The sequence below is a fragment of the Pseudarthrobacter sp. AL07 genome (genome assembly GCF_029960665.1).
In the GTDB taxonomy this organism is placed as follows: domain Bacteria; phylum Actinomycetota; class Actinomycetes; order Actinomycetales; family Micrococcaceae; genus Arthrobacter.
Window position 1 is genome coordinate 18,646 of sequence record NZ_JASBRB010000026.1, and the last position, 15,535, is coordinate 34,180.

Below are 15,535 nucleotides of genomic sequence, written 5' to 3' on the forward strand. Positions count from 1 at the left end.
TCAGGTTCCGCAGAAGGTCCGGTAGTTCCCGAAGTCTTCAGGGGCGGGGCCGGCGTAGCGTTCCAGCCCGGGGCGCTGCGTGTACGGGTCAGCCACGACGGCCATCAGGCGGTTGAAGACGGACAGGTCGCCGGCGGTAGCAGCGTCAAGAGCTTCTTCAACCAGGTGGTTCCTGGGGATGTAGACGGGGTTGACGCTGCCCATCAGGTCCGCGTCCGGCGCCAGGGCCAGCCACCGTTCCGCCCAGGCCTCGATGGCTTCGGGCTCCGCAAACATGGCCCGGGAAGTTTCCGGGGTGCCGCGGGCTGCCGAGACAAGGCTCCGGAAGAAGGAGGTGTAGTCCACTTCGGCGTCCTGAAGCAGCGACAGCACGCCGTTCACCAGCGGCAACGCGACGTCGTCGGGAGTGTCCGCGCGCAGCCCAAGCTTGGATTTCATGCCGGCTGACCAGGCTGCGCTGTACAGCGTGCGGAAGACGCCGAGGGACTCCACTGCGAGCGCCACGGCCTGGTCCTGGTCTTCGTGGAGCAGGGGCAGGAGTGCTTCGGCGAGCCTAGTGAGGTTCCATTCGGCAATGATCGGCTGGTTACCGTAGGCGTAACGTCCGTCCGCGTCGATTGAGCTGTAGACCGCGCCGGAATTGAAACTGTCCATAAATGCACACGGACCGTAGTCGATGGTCTCGCCGGAGATGGTCATGTTGTCGGTGTTCATCACGCCGTGGACGAAGCCCACCAGCATCCATTGCGCCACCAGGGATGCCTGCGCGGCTATGACGGCGTCAAAGAACGCGAGATAGGGCATGTCGGCGAGCGCGGCGTCCGGGTAATGGCGGCTGATGGCATGATCGGCCAGACGGCGCAGAAGGTCCGTCTCGCCGTTGACGCGGGCGAACTGGAAGCTGCCCACGCGCAGGTGGCTGCTCGCCACCCGGGTAAGTACAGCACCGGGCAGTATGGTTTCGCGGCGGACGGGCCGGCCCGTGGCCACCACGGCGAGGGACCTCGTGGTGGGGATGCCCATCGCGTGCATGGCTTCGCTGACGACGTACTCGCGCAGCATGGGACCGACGACGGCGAGTCCGTCACCCGCCCGGGCGAACGGTGTCCGGCCGGAGCCCTTAAGGTGGATGTCCCTGAGCTGCCCGTGGATGTCCGTGACTTCGCCAAGCAGGAGGGCGCGCCCGTCGCCGAGCTGGGGTGAGTAGCCGCCGAACTGGTGGCCCGCGTAGGCCTGGGCCACCGGCGTGGCACCGTCAGGGACCCGGTTGCCGATCAGCAGCAGCGTCCCCTCACCCGACCGCAGCGCGGACGGGTCCAGGCCCAGCTCGCTGGCCAACGGCTCGTTCAGGACCAGCAGCTGCGGATCAGGTGCTTCGTCCGCCTGCCACGGAACCGCCAGCTCCCCGAGTTCGCGGGCGAACCGTCCATCGAAGGTGAGCGTTAGTGGGATTGCGGAACTCATCCTTCAAGACTACCCGCGGCAGCACCGCCCATGCGGCGGCAGATGGGACGTGCTGACTCGGACATGCTGGCTCAGTCGCTGTCTCAGTCGCTGTCTCTGACGTGCACTCTCAGACGTGCTGTCCGAACCAGGCGAGGGTGTCCTTCCAGGCAGCGGTGGCCTGAGTTTCGTTGTAGCGCTCGCCGGTGTCGTTGTTGAAGGCATGGTCCACGCCGGGGTCGAGGCTGGCGGTACCGCGTTCCCTGCTCAGCACTTGATCCAGAGCCTGAGCGGCCTCAGTACAAGAAGATCGGCAACCAGTCGCGGTTGTGCGCGTGCACCAGCGCGAGGAACAGTACGAAGTCGAAGACCAGGTGCACCGTCACCACATAGGTGAACGACTTGGTCAGCTTGAAGGTGTAGCCCTGCAGCAGCGCGAACGGGAACGTCAGCAGCGGACCCCAGGCCATGTACCCGATCTCCCACAGGAACGACGAGAAGACCACGGCTTGCAGGATATTGGCGAGCCAGTCCGGAAAGTGCCGCCGCAGCAGGGTGAAGGTGGTGCAGATGAAGAACAGCTCGTCCCAAATTCCGACAGCGTTGACGCCAAGAAACAGCCGCCAAAAAATGGTGGGGTCGGACGCGTCCGGCCAGTTCTGATACACGTCCGTGCGGATCAGGTAGACCGGCAGAATGAGGTAACCGAGGGCCACAACAGCGATCAGATACAGCTTCGCTGACAAAGGCCATTTACGGCCCGTGTTCACCGGAAATTGGATGATGTTCTGGCGGTAGACGAAACGGGACACCAGCCACGGCACCAGCACGGCCAGCGCAAGGGCACCACCCATCAGCGTCATGTGCGAGATGCTCAAGTCAGCGTTCAGCGGAACCAGGCTGATGATCACCATTCCCGCCGCAACCAGAGCCAGGTCCCGCACGAATTCGCGGCCTATCAGCGTGGCCGTGACCAGGCTCAACGCGAGCACGCTGTAGCCCGCGGGCTCATTCTCGACGCCGAATAACAGCACTCCGGACGCTGAGAGGAGCACCGCAGGGACCAGCTTCCAGCTGAGCACAGTGCGGGGCGGCTGGGTCGAGGTGGATGTCACCCCACCAGCATGTCAGCGACGGTGACCCCTGGAAAAGATGGCCGCGGCAAGGCTTTGCTTTCCAGGGCTCCGGTCACCGACCATCCGAGGCCTCGAAGGCACTGTTTCCCCTGCCCACACGCGCTTTTTCGGAGTACGATATGGGCGTCGGCAGGATTCCTGCGACTCCTTGCCGCAAGGCCGGCTCTCCACCTGAAGAGCCGGCAATCAGCGTGAAAGGGAGACAAAATGACTACCGCGTCACACCCTGCCCAACACCACATGATGGGGTTGACACTTCACAACACCGCCATCGGTATCGGTGCAGTTTTCCTGCTGGTTGGAGTCCTCGGGTTCATCCCGGGAATCACCACCAATTACGGGGCCATGACCTTCGCGGGACATGAGTCCGGGGCCATGCTCCTTGGCGTCTTCCAAGTGTCGGTGCTGCACAACATCGTGCATTTGCTGTTCGGTGTGGCTGGCATCGTTATGGCCCGGACAAACCCGATGGCCCGCTGGTTCCTGCTCGGCGGCGGCACCGTGTACCTGGTGCTGTGGATCTACGGCCTGGTCATCGACATGAACGCGGCTGCCAACTTCGTCCCGTTCAACACTGCTGACAACTGGCTGCACCTGGTTCTGGGCCTCGGCATGATCGGCTTGGGCCTCTGGCTCGGCAGGGATGCCATGGCGAAGATGAAGCGAAGCACCCCATAGCGCCACAGTTAGTGGAAAACCGACGACGGCGGCCGTCCCCCGGGCGCGAAATCCTCGGGACGGCCCGCCGTCGCCTCCCTCGGCGTCGGCTGCTGCTGACGCAGCCTTAACACAGCCGAGCAGTACACCGGGTGATCCTGAGGTGACGCAGTGAATGACGCATCGAACAGTGGACGGCCGGAAGGTGAATCCCGCTCCCTCTGGGTCGCCACCGCCGGAACCACCGATTATCTGGTCCAGCGCGGGGATCTGGAGGTGGACGTCGCGGTCATCGGGGCCGGCATCGCCGGGCTGACCGCCGCGTTAGCGCTCAAACGCACCGGCCTGACCGTCGCGGTCATCGAGACCGCACGCGTCGGAACCGGCGTCACCGGCCACACCACGGGCAAGGTCACCTCCCTTCACCGCCTGGCGTACACGGACCTTGCACGCCGACACGGCGACGACACCGCCCGCACCTACGGGCAGGCCAACCAGTCCGCAGTCGAATACGTCGCGCAATTAGTGGCCGAGGAGGCCATCGACTGTGACTTCCGCCGAGTTGCCAACTACACCTACGCCGAAACCGACAACGCGCTCGACCTCGTCCGCGTCGAAGCCAACCTTGCAGCGAGGCTCGGCCTGCCCGCCTCCTTCACCACCGAGGTGCCGCTGCCCTTCCCGGTCAAGGGTGCTGTCCGCTTCGACGGACAGGCGCAAATCCATGCCGTGAAATACCTCCAGGGGCTCGCCCGCGTGGTTGATGGTGAAGGCAGCTTCGTGTTCGAGCAGACCCGGGCCCAGCGAATCCACGACGGCTCCCCGTCCGTCGTCGATACCGAACAGGGCACCGTCCGGGCCCGCAACATCATCGTCGCCACGAATGTGCCGTTCGGCGGCCAGGGCCTGTTCTACCTGCGGTGTCATCCGCACCGCTCCTACATTGTCGCCGGACGCGTGGACACCCCACCGCTGGACGCCACGTTCATCAGCGTCGACGAACCGATGCGGTCGATTCTGACCGCGAGCGTCAGTGGCACCAGCTATGTGCTTACCGGCGGCGAGGGCCACCGCGTATCGGAGTCCGGCGACACAGCCGCGCGGTACCGCAGACTTGCAGCCTTCGCACACGACCGCCTCGGCATGGACAAGGTCGCCTACCGCTGGTCAACACAGGACGGCATGCCGCTCGACGGGCTGCCCTACGCCGGCCTTATGTCCCCCACCGCCAAACATGTGTACGTCATCACCGGTCTGCGCAAATGGGGCTTGTCCAACGGAACCGCGGCCGCGCTCATTCTCGCTGACACCCTCAACGGCCGGGAGAACCCTTGGGCCTCGGTGTTCAACAGCAACCGTATTACCCCGGCGGCCAGCGCGAGACGTTTCATGAAGGAGAACGTCAAGACCGTGGCCGCGGTCCTGGGCGGCAAACTCCGCGGCCGGCCCGGCCACACGGAGCTGTCGCCGGGTGAGGGGAAAGTCATGACCGTCAATGGCGAGAGTACTGCCGTCTACAAAGACGCAGACGGGCAGGTCCACGCCGTGTCCGCCACCTGCACACACCTTGGCTGCACCGTCGGCTTCAACACCGCCGACGCCACCTGGGACTGCCCCTGCCACGGCTCCCGATTCACCCCCGAGGGCACCGTCATCCAGGGGCCGGCCGCCAAGAACCTCCCACCCGCAGAGATGCCTTGATCCCCCGCTAGTTGCCGCCGGACCTGCCTGGTAGCCGGGGCCAGATGGATGTGTACCCCGGCGTCGATGAACAAAGCCAGTGCCGTCAGTTCGGACCGAAAGGGCGCCTGTGGTTCGGTGAAGGGCGGCCGACGGCGGTTGCTGCTGCAGGCGGCGCCGTGTCCTTCCTCCGGGTCGGCGAGGCACACCCATGAAACATCGCCCTGGCCGACGTCGGCGTACGTGGCGCCCAGCGCCCGCAGCCGGGCCACTTCGGCCGCTTCCCCGCATGATCGTCGTCACCTCGTGCAGGGTCCAATCCGTAGCCTCGCCCCAGAACCGGGCCATGGCCCGCAGGTCCGCGCAGTTGAGCACCACAGTGGCACCGAGTTCCACCAGGCGCGCGACCGGATCCGGCCAGACGAAGCCCACGGGCTCAACATTGGTCACTCCGGTTCCCGCGCTGGAAACACCCCAGCCGAGGGCATACCGGTGCGAACAGGATCACGATGGCACCCCTCTATCGGCACTCACGATCACGGCCTGGTGTCGGGAATGAGCCCTCCTATGAGTCCCGCCAGGGCTGCCGGCAGGGCGATAAGACCGGTGATCTGTGGAATCAGAGACGGGGGCGTCATGATCATGGTGGCCATGCCCACCAGCACTGCTGGCGAGGCAACGCAGATCGTCGCCCAAAGCGGGTTACCGCGGACCTGCGACCATATTGCTGCTGCAAGCGATATGGCAGACCCGGCGAGCATTAGCAGCCTGCCAACGCGCAACCGCTCTATGAACTCCGGGACCGGCGTGTAGATGAAGAATGCCGTCCGTTCCAGGGCAATCCCTGTGACGACGATGGAGACAACGACCAAAGCCGCCCAGGGCAGTGATCTTGCCCTCCACCACCGGCGAACGACGTAGCGTTCGTTGCCGTTCTGCGAACTCGTCACAGGGCGAGCCTAGCGGGCCTCTCAGCTTCTCGCAGCACCCGTGCATTCTCCTCGCCCGCCAGGCCGCCCGCCGGCCACGGGAGTCGACGAAAGCTGAAGGGCGCGCCTGGTTCCGTGCAACAGCAAATTTCCAAAGTGTGGGCAAACACAGCCGTCGAGCGGACGGTTAGGCTGGGTGGATGGCAACAGTTATTCTCGTGCGGCACGGCCGCACCACAGCCAATGCCACTGGACTGCTGGCCGGTCGGGCCGCCGGTGTCAGCCTGGACCAGATCGGGCGTGAGCAGGCGGCTTTGACCGGAGAGCGGCTCGCGGCCGTGCCCGTAGTTGGGGTGGTATCGAGCCCTCTAGAGCGTTGTCAGCAGACCGCCCAGCTCATCCTTGATCGCCAGGCTGGCGCTCCTTACGCGCCGTTGGAATCCGATCTTACCGAGTGCGATTACGGCCAGTGGCAGGGCCGCACGCTCAGTGATCTCGCAACCGAAGATCTGTGGTCGGCCGTGCAGTCACAGCCGTCCGCCGTCATCTTTCCCGGCGGTGAATCCATGGCCGCAATGCAGGCTCGGTCGGTGGCAGCGATTCGACGCCACGATGCAAGCTTTGAAGCCGAGTACGGGACAGGTGCCGTGTGGGTGGCGGTGAGTCACGGTGACATCATCAAGTCCATCCTCGCCGACGCGCTCGGCATGCACCTCGACCTGTTCCAGCGTATTAACGTGGGCCCTGCCTCCGTATCGATCGTGCACTACGGCGCTGGTCGGCCGAGCGTCTACGCCACCAACACCGACGCGGGGGATCTGTCATGGCTGTCGAACGGCCTCAACCCTGGCGATGCGCCGGTGGGTGGCGGTGCAGGGCAGAAGGCCACATGAACCTCATGTGCCTAGAATACTCATATGCCTACACGTGTTCACGAGTTTGCCTGGCCTGATCGGGTCGTCGTTGGCACCATTGGCCTTCCGGGGGCGCGAACGTTCTACCTGCAGGTGCGCGCAGGGACCCAGATCGCAAGTATTGCCCTGGAGAAGCAGCAGTCGGCTCTGCTCGCAGAGAAGGTCGACGAATTGCTCGACCAGCTTCTCGCCGTCGAGGGCAACCCCTACAGCATTCCCACGAGTACTCCGATCGAACTCGTCGACAATGACCAGCTCGAGGCCGTTACGGAGCAGTTTCGGACCGGCGCCATGAGCCTGGGTTGGGACCCCGCGACGGCGCAGGTCGTGATAGAGGCCTACCCGATCCCCGATGTCGACCCTGACAGCAACGACGAGTCGCTTGATGAGGACGACGCTGACGTGCCCGAAATGCTGCTGGTACGGATGCCGGTTGGCACCGCCCGCGCATTCGCTAAGCGCACGCGTGAGGTTGTGGGCGCCGGGCGTCCCGCATGCCCGCTCTGCGGCTACCCCGTAGATGCCGACGGGCACGTCTGCACTCCGCCCGAGGTCTGATGCCGGCGTCCGACCTACTGACTGCCGAGCTGACGCTTACCGGCCGTATCACGACGGCGTCGAACGCCACCTTCCTGGGCAGCATCGGCGACACGAAAGTCGTCTATAAGCCGATAGCCGGGGAGAAACCGCTCTGGGATTTTCCCGACGGCTTCCTTGCCCACCGGGAGGTTGCCGCCTACCTGGTTTCGGAGGTCCTCGGATGGAACGTGGTGCCACGCACCTGGTTGCGCGACGGTCCGTTCGGCGAAGGGATGGTGCAGCTGTGGCAGGACACAGACCCCGACCAGAACGCCGTGGACCTGGTTGCCTCGGACGACGTTCCGGAGACTGGCTGGAAACACGTCCTCGAGGGTCAGGATGAGAATGGACGAATGGTCGCCCTCCTGCACGAGGACTCGCCGGCCCTCAGACGCATGGCAGTGTTCGACGTCGTCGTGAACAACGCTGACCGTAAAGGCGATCACATCCTTGCCATGGCGGACGGACACCGGCACGGCGTGGACCATGGGCTCACCTTTCACCGTGACCACAAGCTCCGGACGGTGCTGTGGGGGTGGCTGGGCGACGCACTGACCGTCGAGGAACTTGAGGGCATCGATCGGGTTAGGGAAGGACTCGCCGGTGAGCTGGGCCGAAACCTGGCGGACCTCCTCAGCGCCGACGAAATTGCGTCGGTCGCCAGGCGCTGCTCCCGGTTGCGCCTGACGGGCCGGTTCCCTGCTCCCAGCGGTGATATGCCTGCGGTGCCCTGGCCGCTGTTCTAAGGGAATCACGGCTACGGGCTTCGCTGACGCTGCCCTTGCCTAAGGGGCCTCCGCGAACGGCTCGCTGTCTGAATCGGTTGCGAGCGCGGCTGGCAGCGGCAACCCATACTTCTCGCACAGGAATCGGGTCTGGCAGTACCGTTGTGCGTCGCGGCTACATTGCCGAGGACCGCTGAGTTCATGCCGGCACCGATGAGGATGCCCACGAACGGCACCACCTTTGCGACGTTCTGAACCGGAGCCTTGGAGCCGGCAGGACCAAGGTGCTGCAGTAACTTCTCAAGGGCGGCCAGCAGACGGTGGTCGGCGCGGAGTTTGTCTGACCACCGAGCACGTCCGCGATCCGCGATGCAGTCGATGTGCTCAAGACTTGGATGACAAGAATGTCCGCTGTCATCGCGACAGGGATCCCGGCCACGGGAGCCAGAGCCAGCACACGCATCGTCCCACCTTCGAGCGCGCCGGCGGTCCGCCACGTGAGGGTGTTGAACTTCAGCAGCCGGTCGCAAACCTTGAGGTCCTGCTGCCGCAGTTCTGTGAAAGTGTTCAGATCGAGACCTCGCTTGCGCGCGAGCTTCTCAACGCCCTCAGGGTCGTTAAGTTCCATAGCCCAGTCGTTGACCAGTTCGAGACGCGCTGCCGCGCCTTCAGGGCCGGCCGCCCGGCCTTGTTGGCGATCGCGTCGCCTGCGCGACGAATCGGTTCCTTGACCGCCTCTGGCACAGCATCAGTTACCCGACTCACGGCCTTTCCCGCGACCTCACCCGTGCGATTTAGCGCAGTGCTCGCCCAGTTCGGCAGACCACGGCGGTTGTTACGCCTCTGCCAGTGCTCGTTGAGCTTGTCCCACCTGCCCCTCGTAGGCACTCGTCGGCATTGCGGCACGGCGAGAAATCGCGCCGCAGGGGAAGGACATCGTCGGCTGAACCCAAGGTCTCCTTCCCCCAAGGTGACGCCTACCCCGGGATCTGGATCCGCGCCGCTTCCTGCATCAGCGGATCTGAGATCATCACCGTCGCCGAACCGGGGGCCATGTCGAACGCGATAAACCCGCGGGACTTGTCCCCCGGCAGGACGTCTCCGGAGCCCAGCTGGTTATCGGCAAACATGCTGAGGTCAGCCTTACGGCCGCTGGCATCCTTGGCCGAGAAGTAGAAGGGATTCGAACTCGTCTTTCTCGCCTCGGTCTCCCACAGCACGTCCAGGAGCAGGTAGGTTCCGTTCTTCGGCGGCGTCGCAAACGCATTGGTGCTCACCGCGTCCGTCCGCACTGCGGTGACAATCGTGATCCGGGCCGCATCGCCGTTGCGCATCTTCACGGTGAAGGGTGTCCCCACCGCGGGTGCCGCCGGAGCCGCCGGTGCTGGAGCGGCCGACGGCGGTGCTGCCGCCGGCTGCGCGGCTGCCTCAGCAGGCGCCGCGGAATCAGCGGCAGAGGCAATGGGGCTGGAATCAGCTACAGGTTTGCCGCCGCTGGAGCACGAACCCAGGACGATGCCGAGCAGCAGGACGCCAGCCGGAATCACAAAGCGCTTCTTCTTGTAGAACGGGCGCTTGGCTGTGGCCGTAGGAACCGGCATGGACGGGACTGACTCAAAGTTCTGGTGAGACATGGTGGTGGTGCCTTTCAAGGGTGCGATTGGTGATGCTGCGGGTGCTATTGCTTTTCCCATTTGCCGCAGCGGGTTGAATTGAAGTCCTGGCCCGGAGAGAGGGTGACCACTGGTCGGCCACCGCCCGGGAGGTCGTTGTCGATGATGTCGCCGCCGTTGCTGCCGCTGCGGTAAATCCCCCAGTAACAGGTGGATCCCACCGCCGCGGCGGCACGGTAGGTTCCGGGTTCGATGTCGGACCCCACCGTCCACGTGCCGTCGCCAATGGTGTTGGCCGCTTTGGTCTTTTCCGCTCCAGCGACAGCCTCTTCCCGGGCTTTCACCGCGGCTTCGGCAGTCTTGACTGCAGCGTCGGCCTTGCCCACTTCGGTCTCCCGTGCGGAAACCTTGGATTCCCGGGCTGTGATGCCGCCCTGAAGGCTGTCGTACTTGCCCTTCACGGACGCATAGCTGGACAGTGCGGCGTCGCGCTCGATCTCAACCGTTCCCTTCTCGTCCGCCAGCGCCGCATAGGCATCGCTGGACTTCGGGTCAGGAAGTACGGTCCCGAAAGCCACTCCCCCGGCAAGAAGTACGACGGCGGTCGTCGCCTGAAGGATGCGCCTCTTCCGGCTGCGTTTCGGCGCCGCAGCTGCCGGCTGCGCCTCCGGCTCCATAGGTTCCGTACTGTCTGGCGCTGGCGCGCCATCGTCGTCCGTGTTCAACATGTTCTCTTCCTTCGTTTGTGGATGACCGCTAAACGGCGGCGGGATACTGATCCCCCAATACGCGGTTCCCCGCCGCCGTCGCAGCTCCGGAAGATTGCTTCGTGGCTGCAGAATGAACCTACGGGCGGATGTTGCCAATGGCATGTGGTGGTTCTGATAACCCGGGTTATCAGCAGCGAACCAAGAATGTCGGCGGCCGCCACTAAGCTGATGGGACGATCGCGACTGAAGAGGGCAGCCATGGAGACATTCACTGAAACATTGCGCATGACGCTCTCCGATGTCGCCTCGCTCGCACAGGTTCAGCGCCCGGTCGTTTCCATGTGGCGCAAGCGCAGCAGCGGAGGCCCGCTGCCTTTCCCGACGGCAGCCTCCCACGTGAACGGCGTGGAGATGTTCGACGCAGACCACATCACCGCCTGGCTGCAGGCCACCGGCCGGGGGAACAACCCGGAGGCCCGGAACGACGTCGCAGTCTTCGCGAGACTCGCGGCCCCGCCAGCGGAAGCACCAAGGGACAGCCGCCAGACGTTCGATGGCCTGACCTCGCTCCTCGCCCTGAAGGTCATCACCGGACAAGCCGTAGGTGGAAGTACTGCAACTGATTTGTTGGACGCCGCAGATGAAGCGGACCCTGACGATGTGTTCCTCTACGCCGAACTGGAGGGCCTCGGCTCGGCGCTCCCCGGACTGGCCGGCTTCGCCGACAGGTTGGCGGACAGTGCGTTCAGCGCGCCGGCGGCCTTCGAAAAACTGCTGGCTCACCGGTTTAAGGAGGGGCTGCGCGAGCAATCAGACACCGCGCTGACAGACGACGCACTACGGCTCGTGGGCGCAACTGCCATGGAACTGGCATCCACCCTGGACGGTAGGCTCCTCTTCGTCGACTCAACGCCCGGCGGGAGCGACGTGATGCAGAGCATCGTCGAGCAATTCGGCGAGTCGCGGCCCATCACATTCCTGACCGCGGACCACCACGGCAGCGCGTCGCGGCTGGCCCGCCGTCGACTGGCAGTGCATGGCACGGACAGCAGCCCCGTGAAGATCGACGCCAAGGGAGCATTCGCAGTCAGCGGCCCCGCGGTGCACGTGGCGCAATATCCGGCTCCCGGCGACCCGTCCCTGAACACCGGCGGCATCCTGCTGGGCATCGAAAACATCGTGCTGCAGATGGACGATTCCCAGCGTGCGGTGGTCATAGCTCCCGCCCGCGTCCTGTGCGACGCCCTTGCCGGAGATGCCGGCAACCTCCGCTCAGATCTCCTGCGCTCCGGCCGGGTCCGCGCCATCGTCCGGCTGCAGTCGGGCCTGCTGCGCGCCAAGCCGCGCGAACCGCAAGCGTTGTGGGTCTTGGGGCCGTCCTTTGCAGAGGTGCCTATCGCCGACCGGTGGACCATGGTGGCTGACCTGAGCACCACCCCGCTCACCACAGCTGTGAGCCAGGATCTGATCAGCGACGTCGTCGCGTCCATGGGCAGCCGTGCCACCATCCGCGCGCACTCGTTCCGGTTCGCGCGGCTCGTGCAAACGCGCGTGCTTCTCGCCGGCAAGGGTGCCCTCGTCAGCGTCCCCGCTATAAAGAGTACGACGGCGGCACGCGGCGCCGAAGCGGCGCTTCGGGTTGAAGAACTCGTCCGCCTCCTGTCCGCCGAAGCGGCTCATCCGCCAGCACTTCCAAACGTCCAGCCAGCAGCGACCGCAGCAGGGATACCTTCGGCGACCGTGCAGGAACTCATCACCGCCGGGACTATCAAGTACCTCAAAGGCATCAGGCTCGAGGAGACGGACATGAACCGGGAAGCCGGCAGCAGGATCCTGGGGCGCGAGGAATTGATGGATCCACACAACCACCTACCGCGCTTCATCACCCTCCTGGACTTCGCGGCCAAATATCCGGGAGGTCGGCTCACCGAACCGGGCGACGTCGTCTTCTGCACCAGTCCGCGGCCCGCCGCGGTGGTGGACGCGGAGGGCGGCGCCGTCGTCGTCTTCCCTGCCCGGATCCTGCGGATCCACCCCGGCGACCCTGGCGGCCTGGTGCCGGACGTCGTGGCCGCGGACATCAACGCCCGGCCGGCGGCTGACAAGACCTGGCGCAACTGGCGCCTGCGCCGGACGCCGGACCGGCAAAGACGGCCGCTCGCCGCCGTTCTCGCCCAGGTGCAACACGAACAGGACGCCGCGCGGGAACGCCTCCGCCAGCTCGAAGAACTCGCTACCCTGATTACGGACGGCGTCGCCGGCGGAAGCCTCACCCTGACAGACCCGATCTCCCACGCCGCACCGACCGAAGGAACAGCATAATGCCCCCGAAACTGAAGGTGGACCTCGCCCCGTCCACCATGAAGGAACTCAAGGACACGCTGTGGAAGGCCGCGGACAAGCTGCGCGGCTCCATGGATGCCTCGCAGTACAAGGACGTGATCCTGGGGCTGGTGTTCCTGAAGTACGTTTCGGATGCGTTCGAGGAGCGGCGCTCGCAGATTGTCACCGAGCTGGAAGCTGACGGGCTCAACGAGGACCAGATCGCGCAGCTGATTGACGACGTGGATGAGTACACCGGCCGTGGAGTTTTCTGGGTTCCGGCGCGGGCGCGCTGGGAGTACCTGGCCGCGAACGGCAAAGGGCTGCCCGCGATGGACGGCTCGGCGCCGAAGAGCATCGGTGAGCTGATCGACGCGGCGATGGACCTGGTTATGGCCTCCAACCCGTCCCTGGCGGCCACGCTCCCCCGCATCTTCAACCGGGACAACGTGGACCAGCGGCGTCTGGGCGAGCTGCTGGATCTGCTTAACTCGGCCCGTTTCACTGGCCAGGGTGTCAGCAAGGCCCGCGATCTGCTCGGCGAGGTCTACGAGTACTTCCTGGAGAAGTTCGCCCGGGCCGAGGGCAAGCGCGGCGGCGAGTTCTACACCCCGGCCGGTGTGGTGCGGGTGCTGGTGGAGGTGCTTGAACCGAACCGCGGGCGCGTGTACGACCCCTGCTGCGGCTCCGGCGGTATGTTCGTGCAGACGGAGAAGTTCCTCGAGGCCCACAACAAGGAGGGCTCGGACATCTCGGTGTACGGCCAGGAGCTGAACGAGCGCACCTGGCGGATGGCGAAGATGAACCTGGCAATCCACGGGCTCAACGCCAACCTGGCGTCCCGCTGGGGCGACACGTTTGCCCGTGACCAGCACCCGGAGCTGACCGGGGCCAACGGCGCGGACTTCATCATGGCCAACCCGCCGTTCAACATCAAGGACTGGGCCCGCTCCGAGTCCGATCCCCGCTGGAAGTACGGCATCCCGCCAGCCGGAAACGCCAACTACGCCTGGATCCAGCACATCATTTCCAAGCTGGCGCCCGGCGGCAGTGCCGGCGTGGTGATGGCCAACGGCTCCATGTCCTCCAACTCCGGCGGCGAGGGCGAGATCCGCGCCCAGCTGGTGGAGGCCGACCTCGTCTCCTGCATGGTGGCGCTGCCCACCCAGCTGTTCCGTTCGACCGGCATCCCGGTGTGCACCTGGTTCTTCGCCAAGGACAAGTCCGCCGGTTCGCGTGGTTCCGTGGACCGGACCGGGCAGGTGCTGTTCATCGACGCCCGGAATCTGGGCTACATGGTGGACCGCGCCGAGCGCGCCCTGTCAGAGGCGGACATCGCCAAGATCGCCGGCAGCTACCACGCGTGGCGCGGCACCTCCTCGGCAGCTGAGGAGGGATTGACGTACGACGACGAACCCGGCTTCTGCTATTCGGCTTCCCTTGCGGAGGTCAAGGCTGCCGACTACGCGCTGACGCCCGGCCGGTACGTCGGGGCCGCTGAACTGGAGGACGACGGCGAGCCGATCGAAGAGAAGATCGCCCGGCTGTCCAAGGAGCTGCTGCAGCAGTTTGACGAGTCGGAGCGTCTGGCGGCAGTTGTGCGCGAGCAGCTGGGGAGGGTTTCGTGAGCGGCTGGCGGGAGGTCAAGCTCGGTGACATTGCCGATGAAGTAACAGTCGGACACGTAGGATCCATGGTGCAGGAGTACCGGACAAGCGGAGTTCCTCTGTTGCGATCACAAAACGTTGTTCCGCACGGTTTCGACCTCAAGGACGTCAAGTTCATAGATGGCGACTTCCATGCACGGTTAAAGAAGTCCGCTCTTAGAGCCGGCGACGTAGTCACAGTAAGGACTGGCAAACCCGGAGCAACAGCCGTGGTCCCCACACACTGGGCGGAGGCCAACTGCTCGGACTTGGTCATTACTAGGCCGGGAAGCGAACTCAATTCCCACTGGCTGAGCTACTACATCAACAGCGCTGCCGCCGGATACATAGATTCTCAATTAGTCGGTGCAGTCCAGCAGCACTTCAACGTGGGCGCTGCGAAAAATATGACCTTGAATCTTCCGCCATTGCCCGAGCAAAAAGCAATAGCGGAGGTGCTGGGCGCGCTCGACGACAAGATCGCCGCCAACACCAAACTCGCAACCTCTGCGGCCGAGTTGGCAACGGTACAGTTCACCAAAGCGAGTGCAAGTGCGGACAGCACCGTTCGGCTATCTGAGTTGGTATCAACGCAGTATGGAGTTACAACATCTGCACACGATTTGCCCGGACCCAGATTTCTCCGGGTCACTGATATCAACAAGAGGCCTTGGATTGAGTGGGATAGCACTCCGAATTGCACGGTCAGTAAGTCGGAACTTGACAAGTACCGTGTGTCAGAGGGCGATATTCTGGTGGCTCGAATGGCAGATCCAGGCAAGGCCGCGTTCATCGATGCGGCCAGCCCCGAAGCCGTTTTTGCGTCATACCTCGTCCGCCTCCGTGCAAGCAATCCTGCTCAAGCCCTCTATATCTATTACTTCCTGCGCTCACCTGCGTATCTGGATTACGCAGAGGGCGCCATGACGGGTTCGGTGCAGAAGAACATGAACGCGAAGGTCATTGTTGCAACAGATGTAGCACTTCCTGACTCGGACATAATTCAGCGCTTCAACGAAACCGTCACTCCGCTGCGCATGCTTATCCAATTGCGTCTGAACGAGAACCAGATGCTCATAGCCACCCGCGACGCTCTCCTCCCCCACCTCATGTCCGGCAAGATCCGCGTCAAGGAAGCGGAAGCGTTAGTTGTCCCAGCCATCTGAGGACCGACAAAAATG

15 protein-coding genes and 1 pseudogene are annotated in these 15,535 nt (G+C 64.4%); 8 read left to right on the plus strand and 8 right to left on the minus strand.

Translation table 11 applies throughout. The features are described from left to right. From QK290_RS15565 to QK290_RS15575, 3 genes are all read right to left on the minus strand, one after another. Entirely contained in the window at positions 1-1,464 is a 1,464-nt protein-coding gene (locus tag QK290_RS15565) for a protein adenylyltransferase SelO (protein WP_282331531.1), read from the minus strand. Between the two features lie 109 nt (positions 1,465-1,573). Beyond that, the gene (locus tag QK290_RS15570) at positions 1,574-1,726 is read right to left on the minus strand and encodes a dienelactone hydrolase family protein (RefSeq protein WP_282331556.1); all 153 of its coding nucleotides are present in this window, start codon (positions 1,724-1,726) and stop codon (positions 1,574-1,576) included. Positions 1,727-1,739: 13 nt separating this feature from the next. Next, the gene (locus QK290_RS15575; protein ID WP_282331532.1) at positions 1,740-2,558 is read right to left on the minus strand and encodes a CPBP family intramembrane glutamic endopeptidase; all 819 of its coding nucleotides are present in this window, start codon (positions 2,556-2,558) and stop codon (positions 1,740-1,742) included. A 228-nt stretch (positions 2,559-2,786) separates the two neighbouring features. On the opposite strand from QK290_RS15575, the gene QK290_RS15580 reads away from it, so the two are divergent. Next, complete coding sequence (locus tag QK290_RS15580; RefSeq protein ID WP_282331533.1) at positions 2,787-3,257, plus strand: DUF4383 domain-containing protein; 471 nt, start codon at positions 2,787-2,789, stop codon at positions 3,255-3,257. A gap of 150 nt (positions 3,258-3,407) precedes the next feature. Then, on the plus strand, positions 3,408-4,937 hold the full coding sequence (locus QK290_RS15585; protein WP_282331534.1) for an FAD-dependent oxidoreductase: 1,530 nt from the start codon (positions 3,408-3,410) through the stop codon (positions 4,935-4,937). Positions 4,938-5,104: 167 nt separating this feature from the next. Here the strand turns inward: QK290_RS15585 and QK290_RS15590 are convergent. Together QK290_RS15590 and QK290_RS15595 are read right to left on the minus strand one after the other, a co-directional pair. Further along, positions 5,105-5,402: pseudogene (locus tag QK290_RS15590) on the minus strand (VOC family protein); the annotation flags it as partial. A 50-nt stretch (positions 5,403-5,452) separates the two neighbouring features. Beyond that, positions 5,453-5,866, minus strand: coding sequence for a hypothetical protein (locus QK290_RS15595; RefSeq protein WP_282331535.1), 414 nt, complete (start codon positions 5,864-5,866; stop codon positions 5,453-5,455). 179 nt (positions 5,867-6,045) lie between these two features. Between QK290_RS15595 and QK290_RS15600 the strand changes: the two genes are divergently transcribed. Genes QK290_RS15600 through QK290_RS15610 form a run of 3 tightly spaced genes read left to right on the plus strand, consistent with a single transcriptional unit; the run spans position 6,046 to position 8,084 of the window. Further along, positions 6,046-6,738, plus strand: a complete 693-nt coding sequence (locus QK290_RS15600) for an MSMEG_4193 family putative phosphomutase (RefSeq protein ID WP_282331536.1) — start codon at positions 6,046-6,048, stop codon at positions 6,736-6,738. Positions 6,739-6,762: 24 nt separating this feature from the next. Beyond that, entirely contained in the window at positions 6,763-7,317 is a 555-nt protein-coding gene (locus QK290_RS15605) for a DUF3090 domain-containing protein (RefSeq protein ID WP_282331537.1), read from the plus strand. Further along, a complete protein-coding gene (locus QK290_RS15610; protein ID WP_282331538.1) occupies positions 7,317-8,084 on the plus strand; it encodes an SCO1664 family protein in 768 nt (255 codons plus the stop codon). The genes QK290_RS15605 and QK290_RS15610 overlap by 1 nt, the downstream gene beginning before the upstream one ends. A 178-nt stretch (positions 8,085-8,262) precedes the next feature. On the opposite strand, the gene QK290_RS15615 is transcribed toward QK290_RS15610, so the two are convergent. The 3 genes from QK290_RS15615 to QK290_RS15625 form a co-directional block, all read right to left on the minus strand. Next, positions 8,263-8,691: a hypothetical protein gene (locus tag QK290_RS15615; RefSeq protein WP_282331539.1), complete on the minus strand. Its 429-nt coding sequence runs from the start codon at positions 8,689-8,691 to the stop codon at positions 8,263-8,265. A gap of 349 nt (positions 8,692-9,040) precedes the next feature. Continuing rightward, positions 9,041-9,697 carry a hypothetical protein gene (locus QK290_RS15620; RefSeq protein WP_282331540.1) on the minus strand — a complete coding sequence of 219 codons (657 nt, stop codon included), beginning with the start codon at positions 9,695-9,697 and terminating at the stop codon, positions 9,041-9,043. 44 nt (positions 9,698-9,741) lie between these two features. After that, positions 9,742-10,404, minus strand: coding sequence for a hypothetical protein (locus tag QK290_RS15625; protein ID WP_282331541.1), 663 nt, complete (start codon positions 10,402-10,404; stop codon positions 9,742-9,744). Between the two features lie 240 nt (positions 10,405-10,644). Here QK290_RS15625 and QK290_RS15630 point away from each other — a divergent pair, with 240 nt between their 5' ends. From QK290_RS15630 to QK290_RS15640, 3 genes are read left to right on the plus strand one after another with little or no spacing between them, the layout of a single operon-like run. Further along, positions 10,645-12,708: a hypothetical protein gene (locus QK290_RS15630; RefSeq protein ID WP_282331542.1), complete on the plus strand. Its 2,064-nt coding sequence runs from the start codon at positions 10,645-10,647 to the stop codon at positions 12,706-12,708. Beyond that, positions 12,708-14,336 carry a class I SAM-dependent DNA methyltransferase gene (locus QK290_RS15635; protein ID WP_282331543.1) on the plus strand — a complete coding sequence of 543 codons (1,629 nt, stop codon included), beginning with the start codon at positions 12,708-12,710 and terminating at the stop codon, positions 14,334-14,336. The genes QK290_RS15630 and QK290_RS15635 overlap by 1 nt, the downstream gene beginning before the upstream one ends. After that, positions 14,333-15,520, plus strand: a complete 1,188-nt coding sequence (locus QK290_RS15640; protein ID WP_282331544.1) for a restriction endonuclease subunit S — start codon at positions 14,333-14,335, stop codon at positions 15,518-15,520. The genes QK290_RS15635 and QK290_RS15640 overlap by 4 nt, the downstream gene beginning before the upstream one ends. The last annotated feature ends 15 nt before the right edge of the window (positions 15,521-15,535 follow it).

Coding starts and splice junctions, on each gene's coding strand:
- QK290_RS15565 (WP_282331531.1), bottom strand. CDS start 1,464: ATGAGTTCCGCAATCCCACTAACGCTCACCTTCGATGGACGGTTCGCC.
- QK290_RS15580 (WP_282331533.1), top strand. CDS start 2,787: ATGACTACCGCGTCACACCCTGCCCAACACCACATGATGGGGTTGACA.
- QK290_RS15600 (WP_282331536.1), top strand. CDS start 6,046: ATGGCAACAGTTATTCTCGTGCGGCACGGCCGCACCACAGCCAATGCC.
- QK290_RS15605 (WP_282331537.1), top strand. CDS start 6,763: ATGCCTACACGTGTTCACGAGTTTGCCTGGCCTGATCGGGTCGTCGTT.
- QK290_RS15610 (WP_282331538.1), top strand. CDS start 7,317: ATGCCGGCGTCCGACCTACTGACTGCCGAGCTGACGCTTACCGGCCGT.
- QK290_RS15615 (WP_282331539.1), bottom strand. CDS start 8,691: ATGGAACTTAACGACCCTGAGGGCGTTGAGAAGCTCGCGCGCAAGCGA.
- QK290_RS15620 (WP_282331540.1), bottom strand. CDS start 9,697: ATGTCTCACCAGAACTTTGAGTCAGTCCCGTCCATGCCGGTTCCTACG.
- QK290_RS15625 (WP_282331541.1), bottom strand. CDS start 10,404: ATGTTGAACACGGACGACGATGGCGCGCCAGCGCCAGACAGTACGGAA.
- QK290_RS15630 (WP_282331542.1), top strand. CDS start 10,645: ATGGAGACATTCACTGAAACATTGCGCATGACGCTCTCCGATGTCGCC.
- QK290_RS15635 (WP_282331543.1), top strand. CDS start 12,708: ATGCCCCCGAAACTGAAGGTGGACCTCGCCCCGTCCACCATGAAGGAA.